The organism is Variovorax sp. OK605, from assembly GCF_900115445.1.
GTDB lineage: Bacteria > Pseudomonadota > Gammaproteobacteria > Burkholderiales > Burkholderiaceae_C > Variovorax.
Window position 1 is genome coordinate 1 of record NZ_FOWL01000022.1, and the last position, 17,253, is coordinate 17,253.

Below are 17,253 nucleotides of genomic sequence, written 5' to 3' on the forward strand. Positions count from 1 at the left end.
CTGTCCAAGCTCTGGCGCAATGCCGCGCTGCTGCTGCTGGCCGTGGCCGTGGCGCTGGGGGCGGCCGTGTCCATGAACCGGGAGCTGGCGCCGCTGATGCGCAACAACGTGCACCTGCGCTACATGATGAACCCCATCGCGACGCTGTACTCCACGGGCTCGCTGTTCATCAAGCCGCTGTTCAAGCGCAGCGGCAAGCTCATCTCCATCACCGCCGGCACCGCGCTGGGCACGAGCTACGCGGCGCAGGCCAAGCCGCCGCTGTTCGTGCTGGTGGTGGGCGAGACGGCGCGCGCCGACCACTTCGCGCTGAACGGCTACGCCCGCGACACCACGCCCGAGCTCGCCAGGCGCGGGGTGCTGAGCTACCGCGACGTGCACTCCTGCGGCACCAACACGCTGGCCTCGGTGCCGTGCATGTTCTCGCCGCTGGGCAAGCAGGGCTACGAGTCGCGCAACGACGACTACGAGACCCTGGTCGACGTGCTGCAGGCCGCCGGGCTGGCCGTGTTCTGGCTCGACAACCAGGCCGGCTGCAAGGGCGTGTGCGCGCGCATCCCGAATGCATCGGCCTTCGACGGGCTCGACGCGGCCACCAAGAAGGCGCTGTGCGACGGCGACGAGTGCCTGGACGACGTGATGCTCAAGGGCCTGGACGAGCGCATTGCCGCGCTGCCCGCCGAGCGCCGCGCCAAAGGCGTGGTGCTGGTCATGCACCAGATGGGCAGCCATGGGCCGGCCTACTACAAGCGCTCCGCACCCGACGTGAAGCGCTTCCAGCCCGAGTGCAAGACCAATGCGCTGGCCGAGTGCGGCCATGCCGAGCTGCTCAACGTGTACGACAACTCGATCGTGCAGACCGACCGCTTCCTGGGCCAGACCATCGACTGGCTCAAGGCCCAGTCCAAGAGCTACGACCCGGCGCTGCTGTACGTGAGCGACCACGGCGAGTCGCTCGGCGAGTACGGGCTGTTCCTGCACGGCGTGCCGTACAGCTTCGCGCCCGAGGCGCAGAAGCACGTGCCCATGGTCACGTGGTTCAGCGACGGCATGAACGCGCGGCGCAAGCTCTCGCGCTCGTGCATGGAGGCGGGGCTGGACGCACCGCTCACGCACGACAACCTGTACCACACGGTGCTGGGCGTGATGGACGTGACCACGCCCACCTACAAGCCCGCGCTGGACGCGCTGGCCGCCTGCCGCGCCAAGGGTTGAGCAGGGCCTTGGGCGCTCGGTCCCCCGAGCGCTCGGGCCATGGGGTACCGGCTACTTCTTCTCGCGGGGCAGCCGCCCCATCAGGAAGAACTCGTGGTTCGGCTGCATGCCGCTGAAGCTCGCCAGGCGGTTGCTCAGGCCGAAGAAGGCGGTGATGGCCGCGATGTCCCAGATGTCCTCGTCGTCGAAGCCGTGCGCGTGCAGCGGCGCGAAGTCGCTGTCGTCGATCTCGTGCGAGCGGTCGCAGACCTTCATCGCAAAGTCGAGCATGGCGCGCTGGCGCGGCGTGATGTCGGCCTTGCGGTAGTTCACCGCCACCTGGTCGGCCACCAGCGGCTTCTTCTCGTAGATGCGCAACAGCGCGCCGTGCGCCACCACGCAGTACAGGCACTGGTTGGCCGCGCTGGTGGTGGTGACGATCATCTCGCGGTCGCCCTTGGTGAGCGAGCCTTCTTCCTTGAGCATCAGCGCGTCGTGGTACGCGAAGAAGGCGCGCCATTCGGCCGGGCGGCGCGCCAGGCCCAGGAACACGTTGGGCACGAAGCCCGCCTTCTCCTGCACGGCAAGGATCGCGGTGCGGATGTCCTCGGGCAGGTTCTCGAGTTCGGCGAGCGGGTAGCGGGTGGTCGTCGTCATGGCGTCTCCGGTCTGGTCGTTGATTCGTCGGTTGGCTGAAAGCGCCCTGAAAGCGGTCTGAAAGGCGCGAGGCGGCTTCCATCATAGGCAAGACACTTTCCTACAAGACACGGCGCGCGTGGTCGCGATGATGAAGGCTCGCACAACAACACGCGGCCCGCTGCCGCACACAACGCGATGAAAGACGTGTCGTATTCCGACCGGCGGGGATTCCTGCGCCGGTCCATCGCCATCGTGCCGGCCGCCACGGCCTTCGGCGCCGGTGGCGTCACCGGTGCCGCGCTGGCGCAGACCGCCGCCAAGGCGCCCGCTCCCGCAACCAGCCCCGGCACGCCCAACGCTCCTTACACACCCGTGTACTTCAACGCCACCGAGTGGGCCTTCGTGCAGGCCGCGGTCGCGCGGCTGATTCCGTCCGACGACGCGGGCCCCGGCGCCATCGAGGCGGGCGTGCCCGAGTTCATCGACCGGCAGATGGAAGGCGCCTTCGGCCATGCGGCCACCTGGTACATGCAGGGCCCGTTCATCGAGGTGTCGCCGCTGTTCGGCTACCAGAAGAAGATGCCGCCGCGCGAGGTGTACCGCGCGGGCATTGCCGCCACCGACGCCTACTGCCGCAAGCAGTTCGGCGACAAGCCCTTCGCGCAGCTCGCCGCGGCGCAGCAGGACGACGTGCTCAAGGGCCTGGAGGCCGGCAGCGTCATGCTCGACGGCGTGGGCGCCACCGACTTCTTCGGCTTCCTGTTGCAGAACACCAAGGAGGGCTACTTCAGCGACCCCATCCACGGCGGCAACAAGAACGCCGCGGCGTGGAAGATGATCGGCTTTCCCGGCGCGCGCGCCGACTACGCCGACTGGGTCGACCGGCCCGGCGTCAAGTACAACCTGCCGCCGGTGAGCATCGCCGGGCCGCAGGGCTGAGGGCGCGCACACCATGGCAAACATCAAGAAACCCGGTGTCGACGCGGTGCTGGTCGGCTTCGGCTGGACCGGCGCGATCATGGGCATGGAGCTCACCGCCGCCGGCCTGAAGGTGCTGGCGCTGGAGCGCGGCGAGAACCGCGACACGCAACCCGACTTCGCCTACCCGCGCATCACCGACGAGCTGAGCTACGGCATCCGCGGCAAGCTGTTCCAGAACCTCTCGCGCGAGACCGTGACCATCCGCCACACGCCGGCCGAGATCGCGGTGCCGTACCGGCAGCTCGCGTCCTTCCTGCCCGGCGACGGCGTGGGCGGCGCGGGCGTGCACTGGAACGGCCACCACTGGCGCGCGCTGCCGAGCGACCTGCGCATCCGCAGCCACTACGAAGAGCGCTACGGCAAGAAGTTCATTCCCGAAGGCATGACCATCCAGGACTTCGGCGTGAGCTACGACGAGCTGGAGCCGCACTTCGACCAGTTCGAGAAGATCTGCGGCACCTCGGGCAAGGCCGGCAACATCGGCGGGCAGATCCAGGCCGGCGGCAACCCGTTCGAAGGCGCGCGCGCCAACGAATTCCCGCTGCCGCCGCTGGCCTCCGTCAACAGCGCCCGGCTGTTCGAGAAGGCCGCGCGCGACCTGGGCTACCACCCGTTCCCGCAGGCCGCGGCCAATGCCTCGCGCGCCTACACCAACCCGCACGGCGCGCAGCTCGGGCCGTGCAACTTCTGCGGCTTCTGCGAGCGCTACGGCTGCTACATGTATTCGAAGGCCTCGCCGCAGACCACGCTGCTGCCGGTGCTGATGAAGCGGCCCAACTTCGAGCTGCGCACCAGGTCGCACGTGCTGCGCGTGAACATGTCGCCCGACGGCAAGCGCGCCACCGGCGTGACCTACGTGGACGCCGAAGGCAACGAGGTCGAGCAGCCCGCCGACCTGGTGGTGCTGTGCGCCTACCAGTTCCACAACGTGCGCCTGCTGCTGCTGTCGAACATCGGCAAGAAGTACGACCCGGCCACCGGCGAAGGCGTGGTGGGCCGCAACTACGCCTACCAGCTCAACGGCGGCGCCAGCCTGTTCTTCGACAAGGACCAGCCGATGAACCCCTTCGTCGGCGCGGGCGCCAGCGGCACCGTCATCGACGACTTCGACGGCGACAACTTCGACCACGGCCCGGCGGGCTTCGTGGGCGGCGCCAGCATCAACTGCATCAACACCGGCGGGCGCCCGATCCAGCAGCTGAGCCTGCCGCCCGGCACGCCGAGCTGGGGCGCGGGCTGGAAGAAGGCCGCGAAGGAAAACTACCTCTACCAGGCCGGCGTGGGCAGCCAGGGCTCGGTGATGGCCTACCGCGACAACTACCTCGACCTCGACCCGACCTACAAGGACGTGCACGGCCAGCCGCTGCTGCGCATGACCTTCGACTGGAAGGCCAACGACCTCGCGATGACGCAGTTCATCGGCACCAAGGTCGAGCAGATCGCCAGGGCCATGGGGCCCAAGCAGCTGAAGATGAACTTCCAGAAGGCCGGCGCTCACTACGACGTGCGCTACTACCAGTCGACCCACAACACCGGTGGCGCCCCCATGGGCACCGACCCCTCGACCAGCGCCGTGAACCGCTTCCTGCAGGTGTGGGACGTGCCCAACGTGTTCGTGATGGGCGCCAGCGCCTTCCCGCAGAACTTCGGCTACAACCCGACCGGCATGGTGGGTGCGCTGGCGTACTGGTCGGCCAAGGCCATCCGCGAGCAGTACCTGAAGAACCCGGGAGCGCTGGCATGAGCGCGCGACGCCTGTATGGCGGCGTGGCCGCGGCCGTGGTGCTGCTGTGCGCCGGGGCCTGGGCCGTGGCGCAGAAGGCCGAGGCACCGGCGGCCACACCCGCGGCGGCACCGGCGTCCGCGCCCGTGGCCAATGCAACGCCGGCAGCCGCGCCTGCCGCGCCTGCTGCCCCGGCCGACCCCGTATTGGAGCGCGGCCGCTACCTCGCGCGTGCCGGCGACTGCGTCAGCTGCCACACCGCGCCGGGCAAGCCCGCCTTCGGCGGCGGCCTGCCGATGAAGACGCCGTTCGGGACCATCGTGTCGACCAACATCACGCCCGACCCCGAGGCCGGCATCGGCGCCTACACCGAGGCCGAGTTCGCCCGCGCGCTGCGTGAAGGCGTGGCCCGCGACGGCCACCGCCTGTACCCCGCCATGCCGTACCCGTCGTTCGCCCGCGTGAACGACGAGGACATGCACGCGCTCTTCACCTTCTTTCGCGGCGGCGTGCAGCCTGTCGCGCAGAAGCCGCCGGCCACCGACCTGCCATGGCCCTTCAGCATGCGCGGACTGATGATCGGCTGGAACTGGCTCTACCTCGACAAGGGCGTGTACCAGAGCGACACCGCACGCAGCGCCGAGTGGAACCGCGGCGCCTACCTGGTGCAGGGCCTGGGCCATTGCGGCGACTGCCACACCCCGCGCAGCATGCTCGGCGGCGTGAAGGCGGCCAGCGACAGGAAGGGCGAGCTCTTTCTTTCCGGCGCGGTCATCGACGGCTGGTATGCGCAACCCCTGCGCCACACCGACCGCCCGACCATGGCGCAGTGGTCGTCCGAAGACATCGTGCAGTACCTGCAGACCGGGCGCACCAGCCACACCGCAGCATTCGGCGCGATGGTCGACGTGGTGCAGAACAGCACGCAGCACATGTCCACGCAGGACCTGCAGGCCGTGGCGGCGTACCTGCAGTCGCTGGGCATGAAGGACGATGCGAAGGGTGCGTCTTCCCCGTCGTCTCCGCCATCCCCGTCGTCCCCGTCGTCCCCGTCGTCTCCGCAATCCCCGGCCTCGCTGGTGGCGGCCGCGCCCAAGCACCCGACCGCGCTCGCGTTGCGCAACGGCACCGTCGAAGGCAACAGCGGCGCCATGGTCTACCTGAACAACTGCAACGCTTGCCACCGCTCCGACGGCACCGGCGCGGACAAGACCTTCCCGGCGCTGGCCGGCAACAGCGTGGTGAACGCGAAAGACCCGACCTCGCTGATCCGCCTGGTGCTCGCCGGCTCGGCCATGCCCAGCACCGCCAAGGCGCCATCGCCCATCGCCATGCCCGACTTCGGCTGGCGCCTGAGCGACGCCGACGTGGCCAGCGTGCTGAGTTTCGCGCGCTCGAGCTGGGGCAACCAGGGCGAGGCCGTGACGGCCGCGCAGGTGGCCAAGGTGCGCGACACGGTGAAGCCGGTGGTGGCGAAGAACCCCTGAGGCTGAGGCGCCCGAAGTACGGCGGAGCCCGACGGGGCCCGCCCGCTACTTCAGCGCCTTGCCCGCCGACGCGCCCAACGGCGTGTGCAACTGCGAGGCCACCCATGCGCCGGTGTTGTCGTCGCGCCCCTGCAGCAGGTAGCGCGTGTCGGCCTTGCCGTGGTTCTGCACCGCCAGCGCCGAGAACTTGCCGATGTCGGTCTTCGCATCGCGCAGGCGGTTCACGATCAGCACCTTCTTCGTGTCGGGGAAGTCGGCCATCATGTTCTGGTCGCCTTCGCTGTCGCCCGCCACGAAGCTCGGGCCGTAGCCGTACCTGGAGACCAGGAAGCGCCGGATGTTCTTCGTCTTGCCGGGCCCCTGCGTCTGGTCGTAGCCGCGGCGGAACTCGGGCTGGATCACGCCCTTGGCGTCGCGCTCCAGCTCCATCGCGAGCACGCGCTCGGGCGGGTTGTTGTAGCCGAAGGCCGGGTTCGAGGAGATCTCCTTGATCACGTCGACGAACGAGGCCGAGCACACCCACACGTCGAAGCCCGCGTTGCGGAAAGCCGCATAGAGCTGCTGCATTTCGGGCTGCAGGCGCAGGCCGTTCTTCCAGCTCACAGACACCACGCCCGCGCGGCCCGGCAGCGCGGCCGGCGAGGTCCACTTGACCTTGGCGACCGGCTCCTTCAGCTGCCACGCCACCGTGTCGGCCGTGAGCTTGCGCACCTGCGCCTCGGTCATGCCGACGAAGAGGTACGTCACCCACGGGTAGGCCGTGTCGTGGTCGAAGGTGTCGCCGATGGCTTCGTACAGGTAGCGCACCTTGGTGATGAAGGCGCCGTAGTGCGGGCTCATCGCCACCACCGCCAGCGACTGGTCGCCCTTCAGGCCCTTGTAGTTCTGGTACAGCCACGTGTAGCTGGCGACGATGTCGGGCACCACGCGGTCGATGTTCACGGCCTGGCCGGCCGCGTTGTTGTACGCGGGCAGGAAGTCTTTTTTCGGAATGTTCTTGCGCAGCGCCACCTCGAGCTGCGCGGGCGTGGCGCCGAAGACCAGGTTCTCGAGCTGGTAGATCAGCGAGGCTTCCTCGATGTCGAGGAAGACGCTGGTGTTGTCCCAGTCGAACACCACATACGGCGGCTTGGCCGCGTTGTAGCCGGGGCTGGCCTTGCCCTGGCTGGCGATCAGGCCTTCGATCTGCGCGCGGTTGAACGCGTCCCAGTGGCCCGCATCGAGGCCGGCGCCTTTACCGGACGAGAGGCTGGCGCAGCCGGCGGCGACGAGCGCGGCGGCCATGGGGGTGAGAAGGACGAGACGGCGTTGCATGCGTTCCCTGTAGTTGTGCGTTGTTGAAGAGAGCCACGGAGCGTATGCAACGCCTGTGACAGTTCCGCGCGGAACTACGCATCAGTCGTGCCAGCGCGCTCGGGAGTTGGCATGCGCGGATGCCGACCACAGCACACATGGCGCGTGACGGAAGCTGTATTTGTTGGCGTGAATCGCGACTGCGTGGAGTGCGCGGCGTCTGCAACGCCGGCGCTCTTATCTACAGTGAATGCCCTGTCACTCAAAGCGCCGGCAAGGGCGCAAGCAAGGAGCAACCACACAGCAGCTGCACGAATGAATGAAGAACCGCGTGCCTCGCGGCGGGTTGTCGGTGCTGCTCAAGCAACGATGCAGATGCGAGGTATCAAAGGCGACGGCCGGGGTGTAACTAGCACCCCGGCCGTCTAACCAAAGACGTGCAACAACCTCTAAAGGAACGCACAAAAATGGCTACCAAGACTATAGCCCGGCCTCGCTCGCCCGGACCTTCCCCCGACGGAACCGCAACGGACCCGGCGGACCTCCTCGAAAACACACTCGCCCAACTCGAATCCCTGCTGTGGGTCTGCCACGGCGAAGACATCGACTGGTGCAGCGGTGAAGGGCCCCGGCAACTGGACAACCTACTGTGGCTCGCAGCCGAACTGGCACGCAAGGCCGGCGAGCTGTTTCAGTTGAGCGAGAAGGCGCGACGCAAGGCGCCTGAAACCGGCCCCTGATTGACGGCCGGTTTGACAGGCCGTAGCGGTGCTCGCGGCCTGTCATTTGCGTCATCTCCCATCCGCGCCAAATGGTTCCACGCAAAGCGCGCGGATGGGTACCATCGGCCGGCACCTGACGTTCAGGGGTTCGCTTCGACGCAGTCATGAAAACACTTGGGAGAGATCGATGCCGCCGCTTTTTGACAAGCCGATCGGGCAGCTGGAACCTGATTCGCCATCTGCCTTGCACGACGTTCAGGAGGCGCTTCATGCGCACGCCGCGCGTATTGAAAGCGAGGACTGTTCGGGCACCGCGCTGCTCGTCGGTGCCGAGCTTCTTCGTTGGCACGAAGACATGCACTCGCACCCCACGCTCAAGCTGCTTGGAGGGTTCGTGGTGGACGACCCCGGCATAAGCAACCACCACGTCTTGCTGACCGCCGCGCCGCTCGCCGGCGCGGTTCTGTACCTGAATCACGACGGCGACACGCGTGTGGTCTTTGGGTCGGTTGAGGCGTTTCTTGAGGCGACCAGGCAAGCCCGGGCGAGGGGGGGCGATGTGGAGGAACTTCATCCTCGAATTTCTCCCTCCGCGACCGATCAGGAAGGCCTGACGGCGCTTATCAGGCGGTTGCTCGAATCGCCGGAGGACGAGGATCTTGCTGTGCAGGTTATTCCGTCGCTGGATTTGCTTGATCTGGATTTGCTGCGTGAATCGGCGACGCACGAAAATTTCTTCATTTCCGAGGCTGTTGCCATGGAAATAGAGAAACGGCCTGATGAGAAATTGCGCGAAATTGCAGTGCTGTGCGCGGAACACAAGCATCCGCAAGCAGCGAAGGCTGGAAAAAGAGCATTGGCCGTTGAGGAAAGACGGCGCTTTGAACATGCCGGGCCGTCGCAAAGCTAAGCACTTGGGCCTTCGGCCCATTCAATCGCCTCATTCGTTGCGCCGCTGTAGAAACAGGATTTGAAAAGATCGGCTGAACATGCCCCCATCTTATTTTTTCAAAAGACACATAATGAAGAAAATATTTGTTAAAAGAGCTCTGATTGGTGGATTTTTATTGCTGGCTGGAATGACCTCAATCGCTCAATCCTGGCGGTCAAGTGTTCTGGATCTAAGCTACAAAATCGGAAGACCTACTTTTCCTGCTGCCGCATATAAGAATATCGGTGTTGCCGAATTCAAGGCAGAAGTACGTAAATCTTTCCAGGACTCAGGGTTTTCTTTTGTTTCTTCGGAGGATCGGAAGGATGGCGCAACAATTTTTCAATTCAATTTGAATGTCGACCCGAAGATCGGCTTGAAGCCAAAAATTCTTGTGTCCACAGATGCGCTACTTGATGGCAAAAAAAGATGCAGCCCTTGCTTCCTGCGATTTGCAGAGGTCAGTAATGCGACGGAAATTAAGGAGCTGCCCTGGATGGCGCAATATGATCTGAGTACGCAGCTGGTGACAGCAATCGACAAAGCGTACGTCAATATCGAAGCCCGCGGGCTCAATAATTTGGATCCCGCGTTTGGCTTCAATTACATGGCGCAGTGGGAAGGTGAGAAAAACCTGTTCGGCAACTCCTACGTCGGTATGACCTTGCCGGCTCTCAAAGAGCGAATTTCTCAGGCCTTTCGAAATGCCGGCTTCGTACCCGTTGAACGCGACATCGATCCAAAGGCTCCAACGGTCGATTTGACTTTTATTTTTCCCATAGACCCGGCCAAGGAGGGTGGCGCGGTTTATGAGGTGAGCATCCGCAGTCAATACGATGCGGATGGGCATTGCTACCCCTGCGAGATCAGCGAGTACTACGACCCTTACCAGCAACTTCCTCCAGCGGGTTTGTCTGGCGTTTTGAACCGCGCAACCCTCGAGTCTCGATTTCAGGCTGCCAGAGATAAGGCATATGAAAGTATTCGGGTCGACCTCGAACGCTCCCTGCGGCCCCGCTCCGGGTTTTCAGTGCCAATGAAATCGGCACCCCTTGGATCGACTCGCCCGAAGCCTGTCCCCATGGTCGTGACGTGACAGCTCAGACGCAGCCCGTGTCCGGAAATATCGCGGTCGCATCGCTACGGCTGGAGCGTTGGCTCATCTTTGGCAATTTGTTTGCAGCGCTTTCAGCTGGTGCGCTGGCAGCATGGTCCGCCCCCATGATGCTGGCGATTCTTTATATCGATGTATGGCTGTTTGCCAACCCCCATGTCGTCGCAACCTACACGAGAATCCACGCAATCTCGTCAAGCATTAGAACTCACTGGGTATTGATTTTTGTCGCGCCCATGTTGATATTGGCAGGCCTGACCCTCATTGTTCTTGCATATGAAACGGCCGGGCTGTTTGCCCTTTATTTTGTGATGCAGGCGTTTCACGTTGCCCGCCAAAGCCATGGAATAGCGAAGCGCTTCGATCACCGGCTGCAGATGCCTTATCAAAGGCTGCCGTATTTTCTGATCTATATCTTCCCTGTGTGGGGATACCTGCATCGCAGCGCTCAGGCACCCACCAGTTTTCTGGGATATCCAATCTGGCTGGCTCCTGTCTCGCAGGAGTTGGTGCTTGGAATTTCAATTACGGCCGTCGTCTGTGCATTGTGGTGGCTTGCACGCCTGTGGTGCTGCAAAGGCACGGGGCCGGCAAACGAACTGTTCAACGGCTTTATATTTTCTCATCTATTGGTTTCGTTGGTGGCTTATGTCTGGATTGATGACATTACCGTTGGATGGTTGGTGGTCAATGTTTGGCACAACATTCAATATTTGATTTTTGCGTACCGCCAGCAGCAAAAGAATAGTGGAGTGAAATCAGAGCTCACTTCGACGCAGCGATATTCATCGATTGTTCGCCTGAAGCCTGCAGCAATATTCTTCGGGGTGTGTGCAATTTGCGGGGCTGTGTTGTACGCCATAGCCAGCAGCGTTGGCGAAAGCCTGCTTTGGCTGGGAATTCCTACCATTCTTATCGCGCACTTTGTTTTGAATTTCCATCATTATTTGGCGGACAGCTTGATATGGAAACGCCGTCGCGCTGGCGGCTCGAAGGCTGAAATTACGATGCGGGCTGAGACTCCTAAATTGTCGAGTGCGCGGCAGCGTTGATGGATCTGCCTAATTAAGGATCTTAGGAGAATTGCGGTGAAATTCGAACTTGACGATGGAGAGGAGCGGCACAAATAGGCGCCAGTGATGGCGGGCCACGAACGGCCATTCGCTGGCATCGTCTGATTCGCGATCCAAGACGGCTTTGGTCACCGCTTTGCCATTCGCGTGCTATGAATCCTGAAGCATGGAAGTGCTTCTAAAAGGGCTGTCCCTCGCGCGGGATACCTGTGACGGTGACAGGAGACGGCGCGCGTGTGGCTCGCTTGAAGATCGATGGCGAAATCCCGGTGTGCTCCTTGAAGAAACGGGAGAAGTTTCCCGGAGCGGAAAAGCCCAGGTCGAGCGCGACGTTCGTAAGCTCTCCTCCCTCGCTGACGCGTCGCATTGCCTCTTCGACACGCACCCCGCTCCAGAACACCTGCGGCGTTGTGTGCAACTGGTCGCGGAAGAGTGCGAAGAAATGCGCGCGTGACAGGCCGACCTTGGCAGCGATCTCGTCGATGGTTGTTTTCTCCGAGACATGCGCCCGCATGTGGGCAATGGCCGCGCGAAGACGGTGGTCCAGCATTACCCCGATACCACCCGCTGCGGGCGCTGCTTCTCCACCCGTCGTGGAGGCGGCGATGGCGGCCTCCAGCAGGCGCTCCACCTCCTTGTCGACCTGCTCGCGTCCAGCGCCAGCGGAGATCATCAGGTCCAGCACTCGCCAGCAAGAGCGCCGCAGCGCGTCGCGAATCGGCACGCGCGGAGAGGGAAACCGGAAGCTGCGGTCCTTTGCTTGACCAAGCTCGTCTAGCCAGTCCTTCTTGATCATGAAGACGATGAACAGGCTCGATCCGCTGTCGTCCAAGCGGACCATGTCGTGCGCCTCGAAGGCGTTCACTCCCAACGCCACGCTCTCGCTGTAAGGCACGACTTCCGTGCCGACGTGTGCGCAGGCACGCGCGCCGCCCAGCCAGAGGGCGAGCTGTGTTTCCGAATGCGCGTGCGACACCAGGTTCGCGCTCGCCTCCAGGACGATCGCTGTGCCAAACGCGCCTTCGTGGAGTGCATAGGCTTCCTGCATCTGTGTGCTTCATCGAGGTCGTTTCGTCGATTGTTCCTTTCCACGCACCCGACCGATATGGCGCATCGGGTAAGTCCTTAGAAGCACATCAGACGATTCGATACGCCGTCAGATCGGCCGATAAGCGCATCGGGCTTGCAATTTTTAAAGTTGGCGCACCGCTAAAACTCAGGAGCAAATCTTCATGCGCATCGCCACTTTCACGAGCGGAGGGCACCGCAAGGTCGGTCTCGTCTCCGCCGACGGCAAGACCGTCACCCCGCTGCAACTCACGCAGGCCCAAGCCGACAGCGGCGTGCTGACGCTGATCGAGTCCCTCGCCGAAGGCGGCTCGCTTCCGGACGCCGCCGGTCCCTCCGTCAATCTTGGCGATGTGGTGCTGGATGCGCCGCTTCCCAAGCCGCGCCGCAACCTCTGGTGCGTTGGGCGCAACTACCATGCGCACGCCAAGGAACTGTCGGCCTCGGTGTTCAAGGACAACGCGGCCAAGACCGACGAGTGGCCCATCGTTTTCACCAAGGTGCCCGAGTGCGTGGTGGGCCCGCACGACGATGTGCTCGTGCCCTCGGAGGTTTCCACGCAGATCGACTACGAAGCCGAGTTGGCCGTCGTTATCGGCAAGGGGGGCAAGAACATCACGCGCGCCGCCGCGATGTCACATGTGTTCGGCTACACGGTCGTCAATGACGTGACCGCGCGCGATGTGCAGATGCGCCATGGGCAGTGGGACATGGGCAAGTCTTTTGACACCTTCTGCCCTATGGGCCCGTGGATCGTCACGGCTGACGAGTTCGACGGCACGAAGACGCGGGTGCGTTGCTGGGTCAACGGCGAGCTGCGCCAGGACGGGCCGACGGAGAACATGATCTTCGACATTCCAACGCTGGTCGAAACCATCTCGCGCGGAATAACGCTCTACCCCGGCGACGTCATCGCCACTGGCACGCCGGCCGGCGTCGGCATGGGGATGAGCCCCCCGCGCTACCTGAGTGCTGGCGACGTGGTGCGCGTCGAGATCGACCAGCTCGGTTCCATCGAGAACAAGTTCGTCTGAAGGGTCTCTCATGACGACTCAAGTTCTGAATGACCTCACCGTTGAGGTCGACGGCGAAGGCGACGCACTGTTGTGCATCCACGGGCTCGGCGGCTCGTCGAACAACTGGACACCTGTGCTGCCGGTGCTCGGCGGGTTTCGCCGCATCAGGCCCGACCTGCCGGGCAGCGCGAGGTCACCGCTGCCGGCTGACGGCAAGGCGCTGTCGATCAACAGCTACGTAGACGCGATGACGGAACTGCTCGCTGCGCTCGACATCGGGTCTGTGCACGTGATGGCTCATTCGATGGGCACGATCGTTGCCCAACACTTGGCGCTGCGCCGCCCAGGCACAGTGAAGTCCTTGGCGCTCTTCGGCCCTCTTGTTGCGCCTCCGGACGCCGCGCGCCCCAACATCGCGGCCCGTGCCAACGCGGCGCGGGGTGGTGTGGCGGCCATGCAGGAAATCGCCGATGCCATCGTGAAGGGCGCGACAAGTACGCAGACCAAAGAGCAGCAACCGGCAGTACTCGCTCTGGTGCGCGAAAGCGTCATGCGGCAATCGCCCGAGGGCTACGCCCAAAGCTGTGCAGCTCTCGCCGATGCGCAGTCGGCCGCACTTGAGCGCCTCGATGTACCCACGCTGCTGGTTACTGGCGACCAGGACGGCGTGGCCCCGGAGACCAACGTTCGCGTCATTCAGCAACGCATCGCCGGCAGCCGTCTCGTCGTGCTCGACGGATGTGGCCACTGGACGACTTTCGAGCAGCCGCAGCGCTGCGCGCAAGAACTCGAAGCCTTCTACGCGGCGCTTCACTGAGGCGGCGCAAGACTCCATTTCGACAACCCATGGCCGGCGCCACAAGCCGGAGGAGACAAAGATGACCCGTTTTGCATTCACCAATGTCCGTATCTTCGATGGTTCGGGAGAAGACCCCTACACCGGCGACCTTCTTGTCGAGGGGAAACGCATCGTCGAAGTGGCGCGCTTTCCGAAGCGCGTGAGTACCGACGACGCCCGCGTGATCGACGGAAAAGGCCGTTTCCTCATGCCAGGAATGACCGAGGCGCACACGCACTTCTCGTGGAACGACCAGCCGTCGCTCGCGGCCATCCAGTTCATGCCGCCCGAAGAGCACATGCTCTGGTGCGTGCGCGTTGCCAAGCGCTACCTTGACATGGGCTGGACCTCTGCCATCGGCGCAGCGGCGGCCAAGCCGCGACTGGACGTGGTGCTGCGCAATGCCATCGAAGCAGGAGAGTTCCCCGGCCCGCGCTACCTCGCTGGCAGCCAGGAGATCACCACCATCGGCGCCTTGGGTGACAACACGCTGCCGCATATGAAGTTTGAGGAGCTCAGTTTCGGCCGCGTATGCAGCGGGCCTGAAGAGATCCGGAAGTCGGCTCGCACCTTCATCAAATACGGTGTAGATCACCTGAAGATCAACCTGTCTGGCGAGTACATCGCCGGCCTGCCCGCAGAGATGTCACCGTTCGCGGAAGACGAGGTCGCCATGCTCGCGCAGGAGGCCAAGCGCTACGGCAAACGCATGGCTGCGCACGCGCGTTCGAGCGAGTCGGTCAAGCAGTGCGTACGCCACGGCATTGAGATGGTCTATCACGCCAGCTTTGCAGATGCGCAAGCGCTCGACATGCTCGAAGAGGCGAAGGATCGGCACTTCGTCGCGCCTGGCATCGGCTGGCTCATTCGCACGACCTACAACGCGGCGGAATACGGCATCACCGAAGCCGTCGCGACCCAGATGGGCTACAAGCGCGAGCTCGAGGTTGCCTCTGCATCACTGCGCGAAATGCACAAGCGCGGCATTCGCATCTTGCCCGGCGGTGATTACGGCTTTGCGTGGATGCCACATGGCACCAACGCCAACGATCTGCAATATTTTGTCGACTACATCGGCATGACGCCAAAGGAAGCGTTGATGGCGGCAACACGGCTGGGTGGTCAGATCATGCTGCAGCCCGACGAGCTGGGACAGCTGAAGGCAGGATTTTTGGCAGATATCGTTTTGGTAGACGGTGATCCGCTGCAAGACTTGTCGCTGCTGACAGACCCCTCCAAAGTGCAACTGGTGATGAAGGATGGCGTGATCCACAAGGACTGCGCGACTCCCGTACCCTCGCACGCTGCTCTGCATCTTGAAGGGGGCGACACGCCGTTGCAAGAACAGGGCGTCAAGGAGGCATTGGCGGAGATGCACTGAGGCTTCCCTTGCCGAAGGGTTCGCCGACGAACGCTTCGCCAAATGCAGGGTGGCCGCTTCAGCCGCGTCAAAGGGCGAAGCGCGGGCAACAGGTTTCGAGCGACTCGTACATCCGCTGCGGGGCCCGAAGCAAGCCTCGCAAACTTTCGCAGCACGAATCAAACGAACGCCTACCTTCTGCTAACCCGCGATGCGTTCAGCCTGCTGCTCGATAAACCCGGCCACACGCCGCACCAGCGCGGGCTCCCCACCCGCAGCCGCGACGCCAGCCGCCGCATGCACCGCGACCGTCTCGCCAATGGCAACAATCACTTCTTCCGCCTCCCCAGCCGTCATCCCAAAATGCGGCGCCGCCTCCCGCGCCAGCGCAAGGCTTGAAGCATGCTGCCCCGGAAGAATCGCCAGTTCCTGATACGCCGTATGCCCGCCCAGTTGCATCACCAGGCCAAACGCCGGCGACAACCGCCACAGCCCGTCTTCGCCTCGCAGCGCGCCGTGGTTCTTGACGTGGTCGTCGCTGTTGCCCACCGCCAGGTTGAACACCAGCCGGCGGAACAGTTCGGCCAGGTCGTGCTGCGGCTGGCGTGAGATGCGCCGCAGCAGTTGCGCGAGTTCAACGTAGCTGCCCCGGCTGGATTCATACGGCACGCCGAGCAGCGCCGAGGCGGAGAGGTAGTGAAAGCGCCGCTCGTCGGCCGCCGGGCCCTGGCGGTCGAAGCGCTCGACCAGCAGGGCATGCCCCATCGCAAGCGGCTGCAGCAGGAAGGGCGGCACGTCGATGCCGCAGGCGTCGGCCAGCCAGAGGGTGGCGGCTTCGATCACTTCCACGTCGTGGTCGTCCCCGCGCGACGCGAACTTGGCGATGCAGCGTTTGCCTTCGTGCACAAAGGCCGCCTTGGGGCGGGCACCGCCCAGGCTGCCGCCGCGCAGCAGCAGGTGCATGTCGGGGCCGATCTCCATGCCGGCTTCGACACGCCGGGATGCTTCGGCGAGGGCCTCCAGCGACAGCATTGCTGAAGGCGGTTCTTCGCTCTGGATGGGCAGCGCTTCGGAGAACACCATGGCGCCGATTCGGTCTGCGTTGGTCAGCAGCAGTGCGTTGATGTCGGACGGCGGCTTGCCCTGGCGAATTTCGAGCACCTTGCGGCCCCAGTTGTCGGGCAGCGCATCGCGCAGTGTGAGTGGCATGGCGCCGCCGTCGCGGATGCGGGTCTCCGGCAGCACGAAGGTGGCGTCACGCAGCGGCAGGTGTTCGGGGTTGAGCGGTGCGGCCGCCGGGTCTTCGAGGTAGCGCCGGCCGTAGGCGAACTCGCCGGACTCCATGACGCCGCGGCGCGCGATCTTCATCAGGCCGGCGGGCTGCACGCGCTCGCCGGTGTGGTGCGCGAGGCCGACGTAGACGCGCCGTTCAGCCTGGGCATGTGCGTGGGCAGTGGTGTCGTCAGAAGTCAAGCTCGTCCTCTGCGATCACGCCCGCCGCAGTGCGCGTGGCCGACTTGCGCACACGGCGCTTCGCGGCCAGCCCGGCGGGGGCAGGGGCCACCCTGTCGAGGGAGTCGATTTCTCCGAAGAGCCACAGCGCGTGCGCCAGCAGGCCGATGCTGGTGGTGGCCTTGCCGGATTCAAGTGCACGCAGGGTGTTGGGAGAGCACAGCAAGCGCTCGGCCATTTCGGCAATCGTCCATTCGCGGTGCACCCGGTGCGCGCGAAGGCGCTGGCCCAGGTTTTCAAGGGGCTGGACGGTTTGCGAGGGCAGGGCCGAGAGGCTGTAACTGCTTTTTGGCATTAATAAA

At 64.1% G+C, this 17,253-nt stretch carries 16 protein-coding genes; 11 read left to right on the top strand and 5 right to left on the bottom strand.

The genetic code is table 11. The features are described from left to right. The coding region (locus tag BM013_RS35540; RefSeq protein WP_093134466.1) for a phosphoethanolamine transferase at positions 1–1,215 on the top strand (1,215 nt) is incomplete at its 5' end. 51 nt (positions 1,216–1,266) lie between these two features. Here the strand turns inward: BM013_RS35540 and BM013_RS35545 are convergent. After that, a complete protein-coding gene (locus BM013_RS35545) occupies positions 1,267–1,851 on the bottom strand; it encodes a peroxidase-related enzyme (RefSeq protein WP_093134212.1) in 585 nt (194 codons plus the stop codon). A 177-nt stretch (positions 1,852–2,028) separates the two neighbouring features. Between BM013_RS35545 and BM013_RS35550 the strand changes: the two genes are divergently transcribed. The 3 genes from BM013_RS35550 to BM013_RS35560 are packed head-to-tail and all read left to right on the top strand — an operon-like array spanning position 2,029 to position 6,024. Beyond that, positions 2,029–2,772: a gluconate 2-dehydrogenase subunit 3 family protein gene (locus BM013_RS35550; protein WP_093134214.1), complete on the top strand. Its 744-nt coding sequence runs from the start codon at positions 2,029–2,031 to the stop codon at positions 2,770–2,772. A 13-nt stretch (positions 2,773–2,785) separates the two neighbouring features. Then, positions 2,786–4,558: a GMC family oxidoreductase gene (locus tag BM013_RS35555; RefSeq protein WP_093134217.1), complete on the top strand. Its 1,773-nt coding sequence runs from the start codon at positions 2,786–2,788 to the stop codon at positions 4,556–4,558. Next, entirely contained in the window at positions 4,555–6,024 is a 1,470-nt protein-coding gene (locus BM013_RS35560; RefSeq protein WP_093134220.1) for a cytochrome c, read from the top strand. The genes BM013_RS35555 and BM013_RS35560 overlap by 4 nt, the downstream gene beginning before the upstream one ends. A gap of 45 nt (positions 6,025–6,069) precedes the next feature. Here BM013_RS35560 and BM013_RS35565 read toward each other — a convergent pair whose 3' ends face one another. Continuing rightward, positions 6,070–7,338 carry an HAD family hydrolase gene (locus BM013_RS35565; protein ID WP_093134223.1) on the bottom strand — a complete coding sequence of 423 codons (1,269 nt, stop codon included), beginning with the start codon at positions 7,336–7,338 and terminating at the stop codon, positions 6,070–6,072. Between the two features lie 446 nt (positions 7,339–7,784). Here BM013_RS35565 and BM013_RS35570 point away from each other — a divergent pair, with 446 nt between their 5' ends. The 4 genes from BM013_RS35570 (at position 7,785) to BM013_RS35585 (ending at position 11,136) form a co-directional block, all read left to right on the top strand. Continuing rightward, the gene (locus tag BM013_RS35570) at positions 7,785–8,057 is read left to right on the top strand and encodes a hypothetical protein (RefSeq protein ID WP_093134226.1); all 273 of its coding nucleotides are present in this window, start codon (positions 7,785–7,787) and stop codon (positions 8,055–8,057) included. Between the two features lie 169 nt (positions 8,058–8,226). Then, entirely contained in the window at positions 8,227–8,949 is a 723-nt protein-coding gene (locus BM013_RS35575; RefSeq protein ID WP_093134228.1) for a hypothetical protein, read from the top strand. A gap of 112 nt (positions 8,950–9,061) precedes the next feature. Next, positions 9,062–10,066, top strand: coding sequence for a hypothetical protein (locus tag BM013_RS35580; RefSeq protein WP_256221844.1), 1,005 nt, complete (start codon positions 9,062–9,064; stop codon positions 10,064–10,066). After that, entirely contained in the window at positions 10,063–11,136 is a 1,074-nt protein-coding gene (locus tag BM013_RS35585) for a hypothetical protein (RefSeq protein ID WP_093134231.1), read from the top strand. The genes BM013_RS35580 and BM013_RS35585 overlap by 4 nt, the downstream gene beginning before the upstream one ends. A gap of 199 nt (positions 11,137–11,335) precedes the next feature. Here BM013_RS35585 and BM013_RS35590 read toward each other — a convergent pair whose 3' ends face one another. Continuing rightward, complete coding sequence (locus BM013_RS35590; protein ID WP_093134234.1) at positions 11,336–12,205, bottom strand: helix-turn-helix domain-containing protein; 870 nt, start codon at positions 12,203–12,205, stop codon at positions 11,336–11,338. Between the two features lie 184 nt (positions 12,206–12,389). On the opposite strand from BM013_RS35590, the gene BM013_RS35595 reads away from it, so the two are divergent. The 3 genes from BM013_RS35595 to BM013_RS35605 all read left to right on the top strand — a co-directional run bounded on the left by BM013_RS35595 (position 12,390) and on the right by BM013_RS35605 (position 15,460). After that, on the top strand, positions 12,390–13,259 hold the full coding sequence (locus BM013_RS35595) for a fumarylacetoacetate hydrolase family protein (protein WP_093134236.1): 870 nt from the start codon (positions 12,390–12,392) through the stop codon (positions 13,257–13,259). A gap of 10 nt (positions 13,260–13,269) precedes the next feature. After that, positions 13,270–14,058 (top strand): alpha/beta fold hydrolase, encoded by a 789-nt coding sequence (locus tag BM013_RS35600; RefSeq protein WP_093134239.1) that lies wholly within the window; start codon positions 13,270–13,272, stop codon positions 14,056–14,058. A 61-nt stretch (positions 14,059–14,119) separates the two neighbouring features. Further along, positions 14,120–15,460 carry a metal-dependent hydrolase family protein gene (locus BM013_RS35605; protein ID WP_093134241.1) on the top strand — a complete coding sequence of 447 codons (1,341 nt, stop codon included), beginning with the start codon at positions 14,120–14,122 and terminating at the stop codon, positions 15,458–15,460. A 180-nt stretch (positions 15,461–15,640) separates the two neighbouring features. Here the strand turns inward: BM013_RS35605 and BM013_RS35610 are convergent, their stop codons facing one another. Both BM013_RS35610 and BM013_RS35615 read right to left on the bottom strand, forming a co-directional pair. Next, a complete protein-coding gene (locus tag BM013_RS35610; RefSeq protein ID WP_256221845.1) occupies positions 15,641–16,825 on the bottom strand; it encodes a type II toxin-antitoxin system HipA family toxin in 1,185 nt (394 codons plus the stop codon). Positions 16,826–16,901: 76 nt separating this feature from the next. After that, positions 16,902–17,246 (bottom strand): helix-turn-helix domain-containing protein, encoded by a 345-nt coding sequence (locus tag BM013_RS35615; protein WP_093134247.1) that lies wholly within the window; start codon positions 17,244–17,246, stop codon positions 16,902–16,904. Between the last annotated feature and the right edge of the window lie 7 nt (positions 17,247–17,253).

What these genes read in the sequence shown, in the direction of transcription:
- BM013_RS35545 (WP_093134212.1), bottom strand. Translation starts at nt 1,851, where the DNA reads ATGACGACGACCACCCGCTACCCGCTCGCCGAACTCGAGAACCTGCCC.
- BM013_RS35550 (WP_093134214.1), top strand. Translation starts at nt 2,029, where the DNA reads ATGAAAGACGTGTCGTATTCCGACCGGCGGGGATTCCTGCGCCGGTCC.
- BM013_RS35555 (WP_093134217.1), top strand. Translation starts at nt 2,786, where the DNA reads ATGGCAAACATCAAGAAACCCGGTGTCGACGCGGTGCTGGTCGGCTTC.
- BM013_RS35560 (WP_093134220.1), top strand. Translation starts at nt 4,555, where the DNA reads ATGAGCGCGCGACGCCTGTATGGCGGCGTGGCCGCGGCCGTGGTGCTG.
- BM013_RS35565 (WP_093134223.1), bottom strand. Translation starts at nt 7,338, where the DNA reads ATGCAACGCCGTCTCGTCCTTCTCACCCCCATGGCCGCCGCGCTCGTC.
- BM013_RS35570 (WP_093134226.1), top strand. Translation starts at nt 7,785, where the DNA reads ATGGCTACCAAGACTATAGCCCGGCCTCGCTCGCCCGGACCTTCCCCC.
- BM013_RS35575 (WP_093134228.1), top strand. Translation starts at nt 8,227, where the DNA reads ATGCCGCCGCTTTTTGACAAGCCGATCGGGCAGCTGGAACCTGATTCG.
- BM013_RS35580 (WP_256221844.1), top strand. Translation starts at nt 9,062, where the DNA reads ATGAAGAAAATATTTGTTAAAAGAGCTCTGATTGGTGGATTTTTATTG.
- BM013_RS35590 (WP_093134234.1), bottom strand. Translation starts at nt 12,205, where the DNA reads ATGCAGGAAGCCTATGCACTCCACGAAGGCGCGTTTGGCACAGCGATC.
- BM013_RS35595 (WP_093134236.1), top strand. Translation starts at nt 12,390, where the DNA reads ATGCGCATCGCCACTTTCACGAGCGGAGGGCACCGCAAGGTCGGTCTC.
- BM013_RS35600 (WP_093134239.1), top strand. Translation starts at nt 13,270, where the DNA reads ATGACGACTCAAGTTCTGAATGACCTCACCGTTGAGGTCGACGGCGAA.
- BM013_RS35605 (WP_093134241.1), top strand. Translation starts at nt 14,120, where the DNA reads ATGACCCGTTTTGCATTCACCAATGTCCGTATCTTCGATGGTTCGGGA.
- BM013_RS35615 (WP_093134247.1), bottom strand. Translation starts at nt 17,246, where the DNA reads ATGCCAAAAAGCAGTTACAGCCTCTCGGCCCTGCCCTCGCAAACCGTC.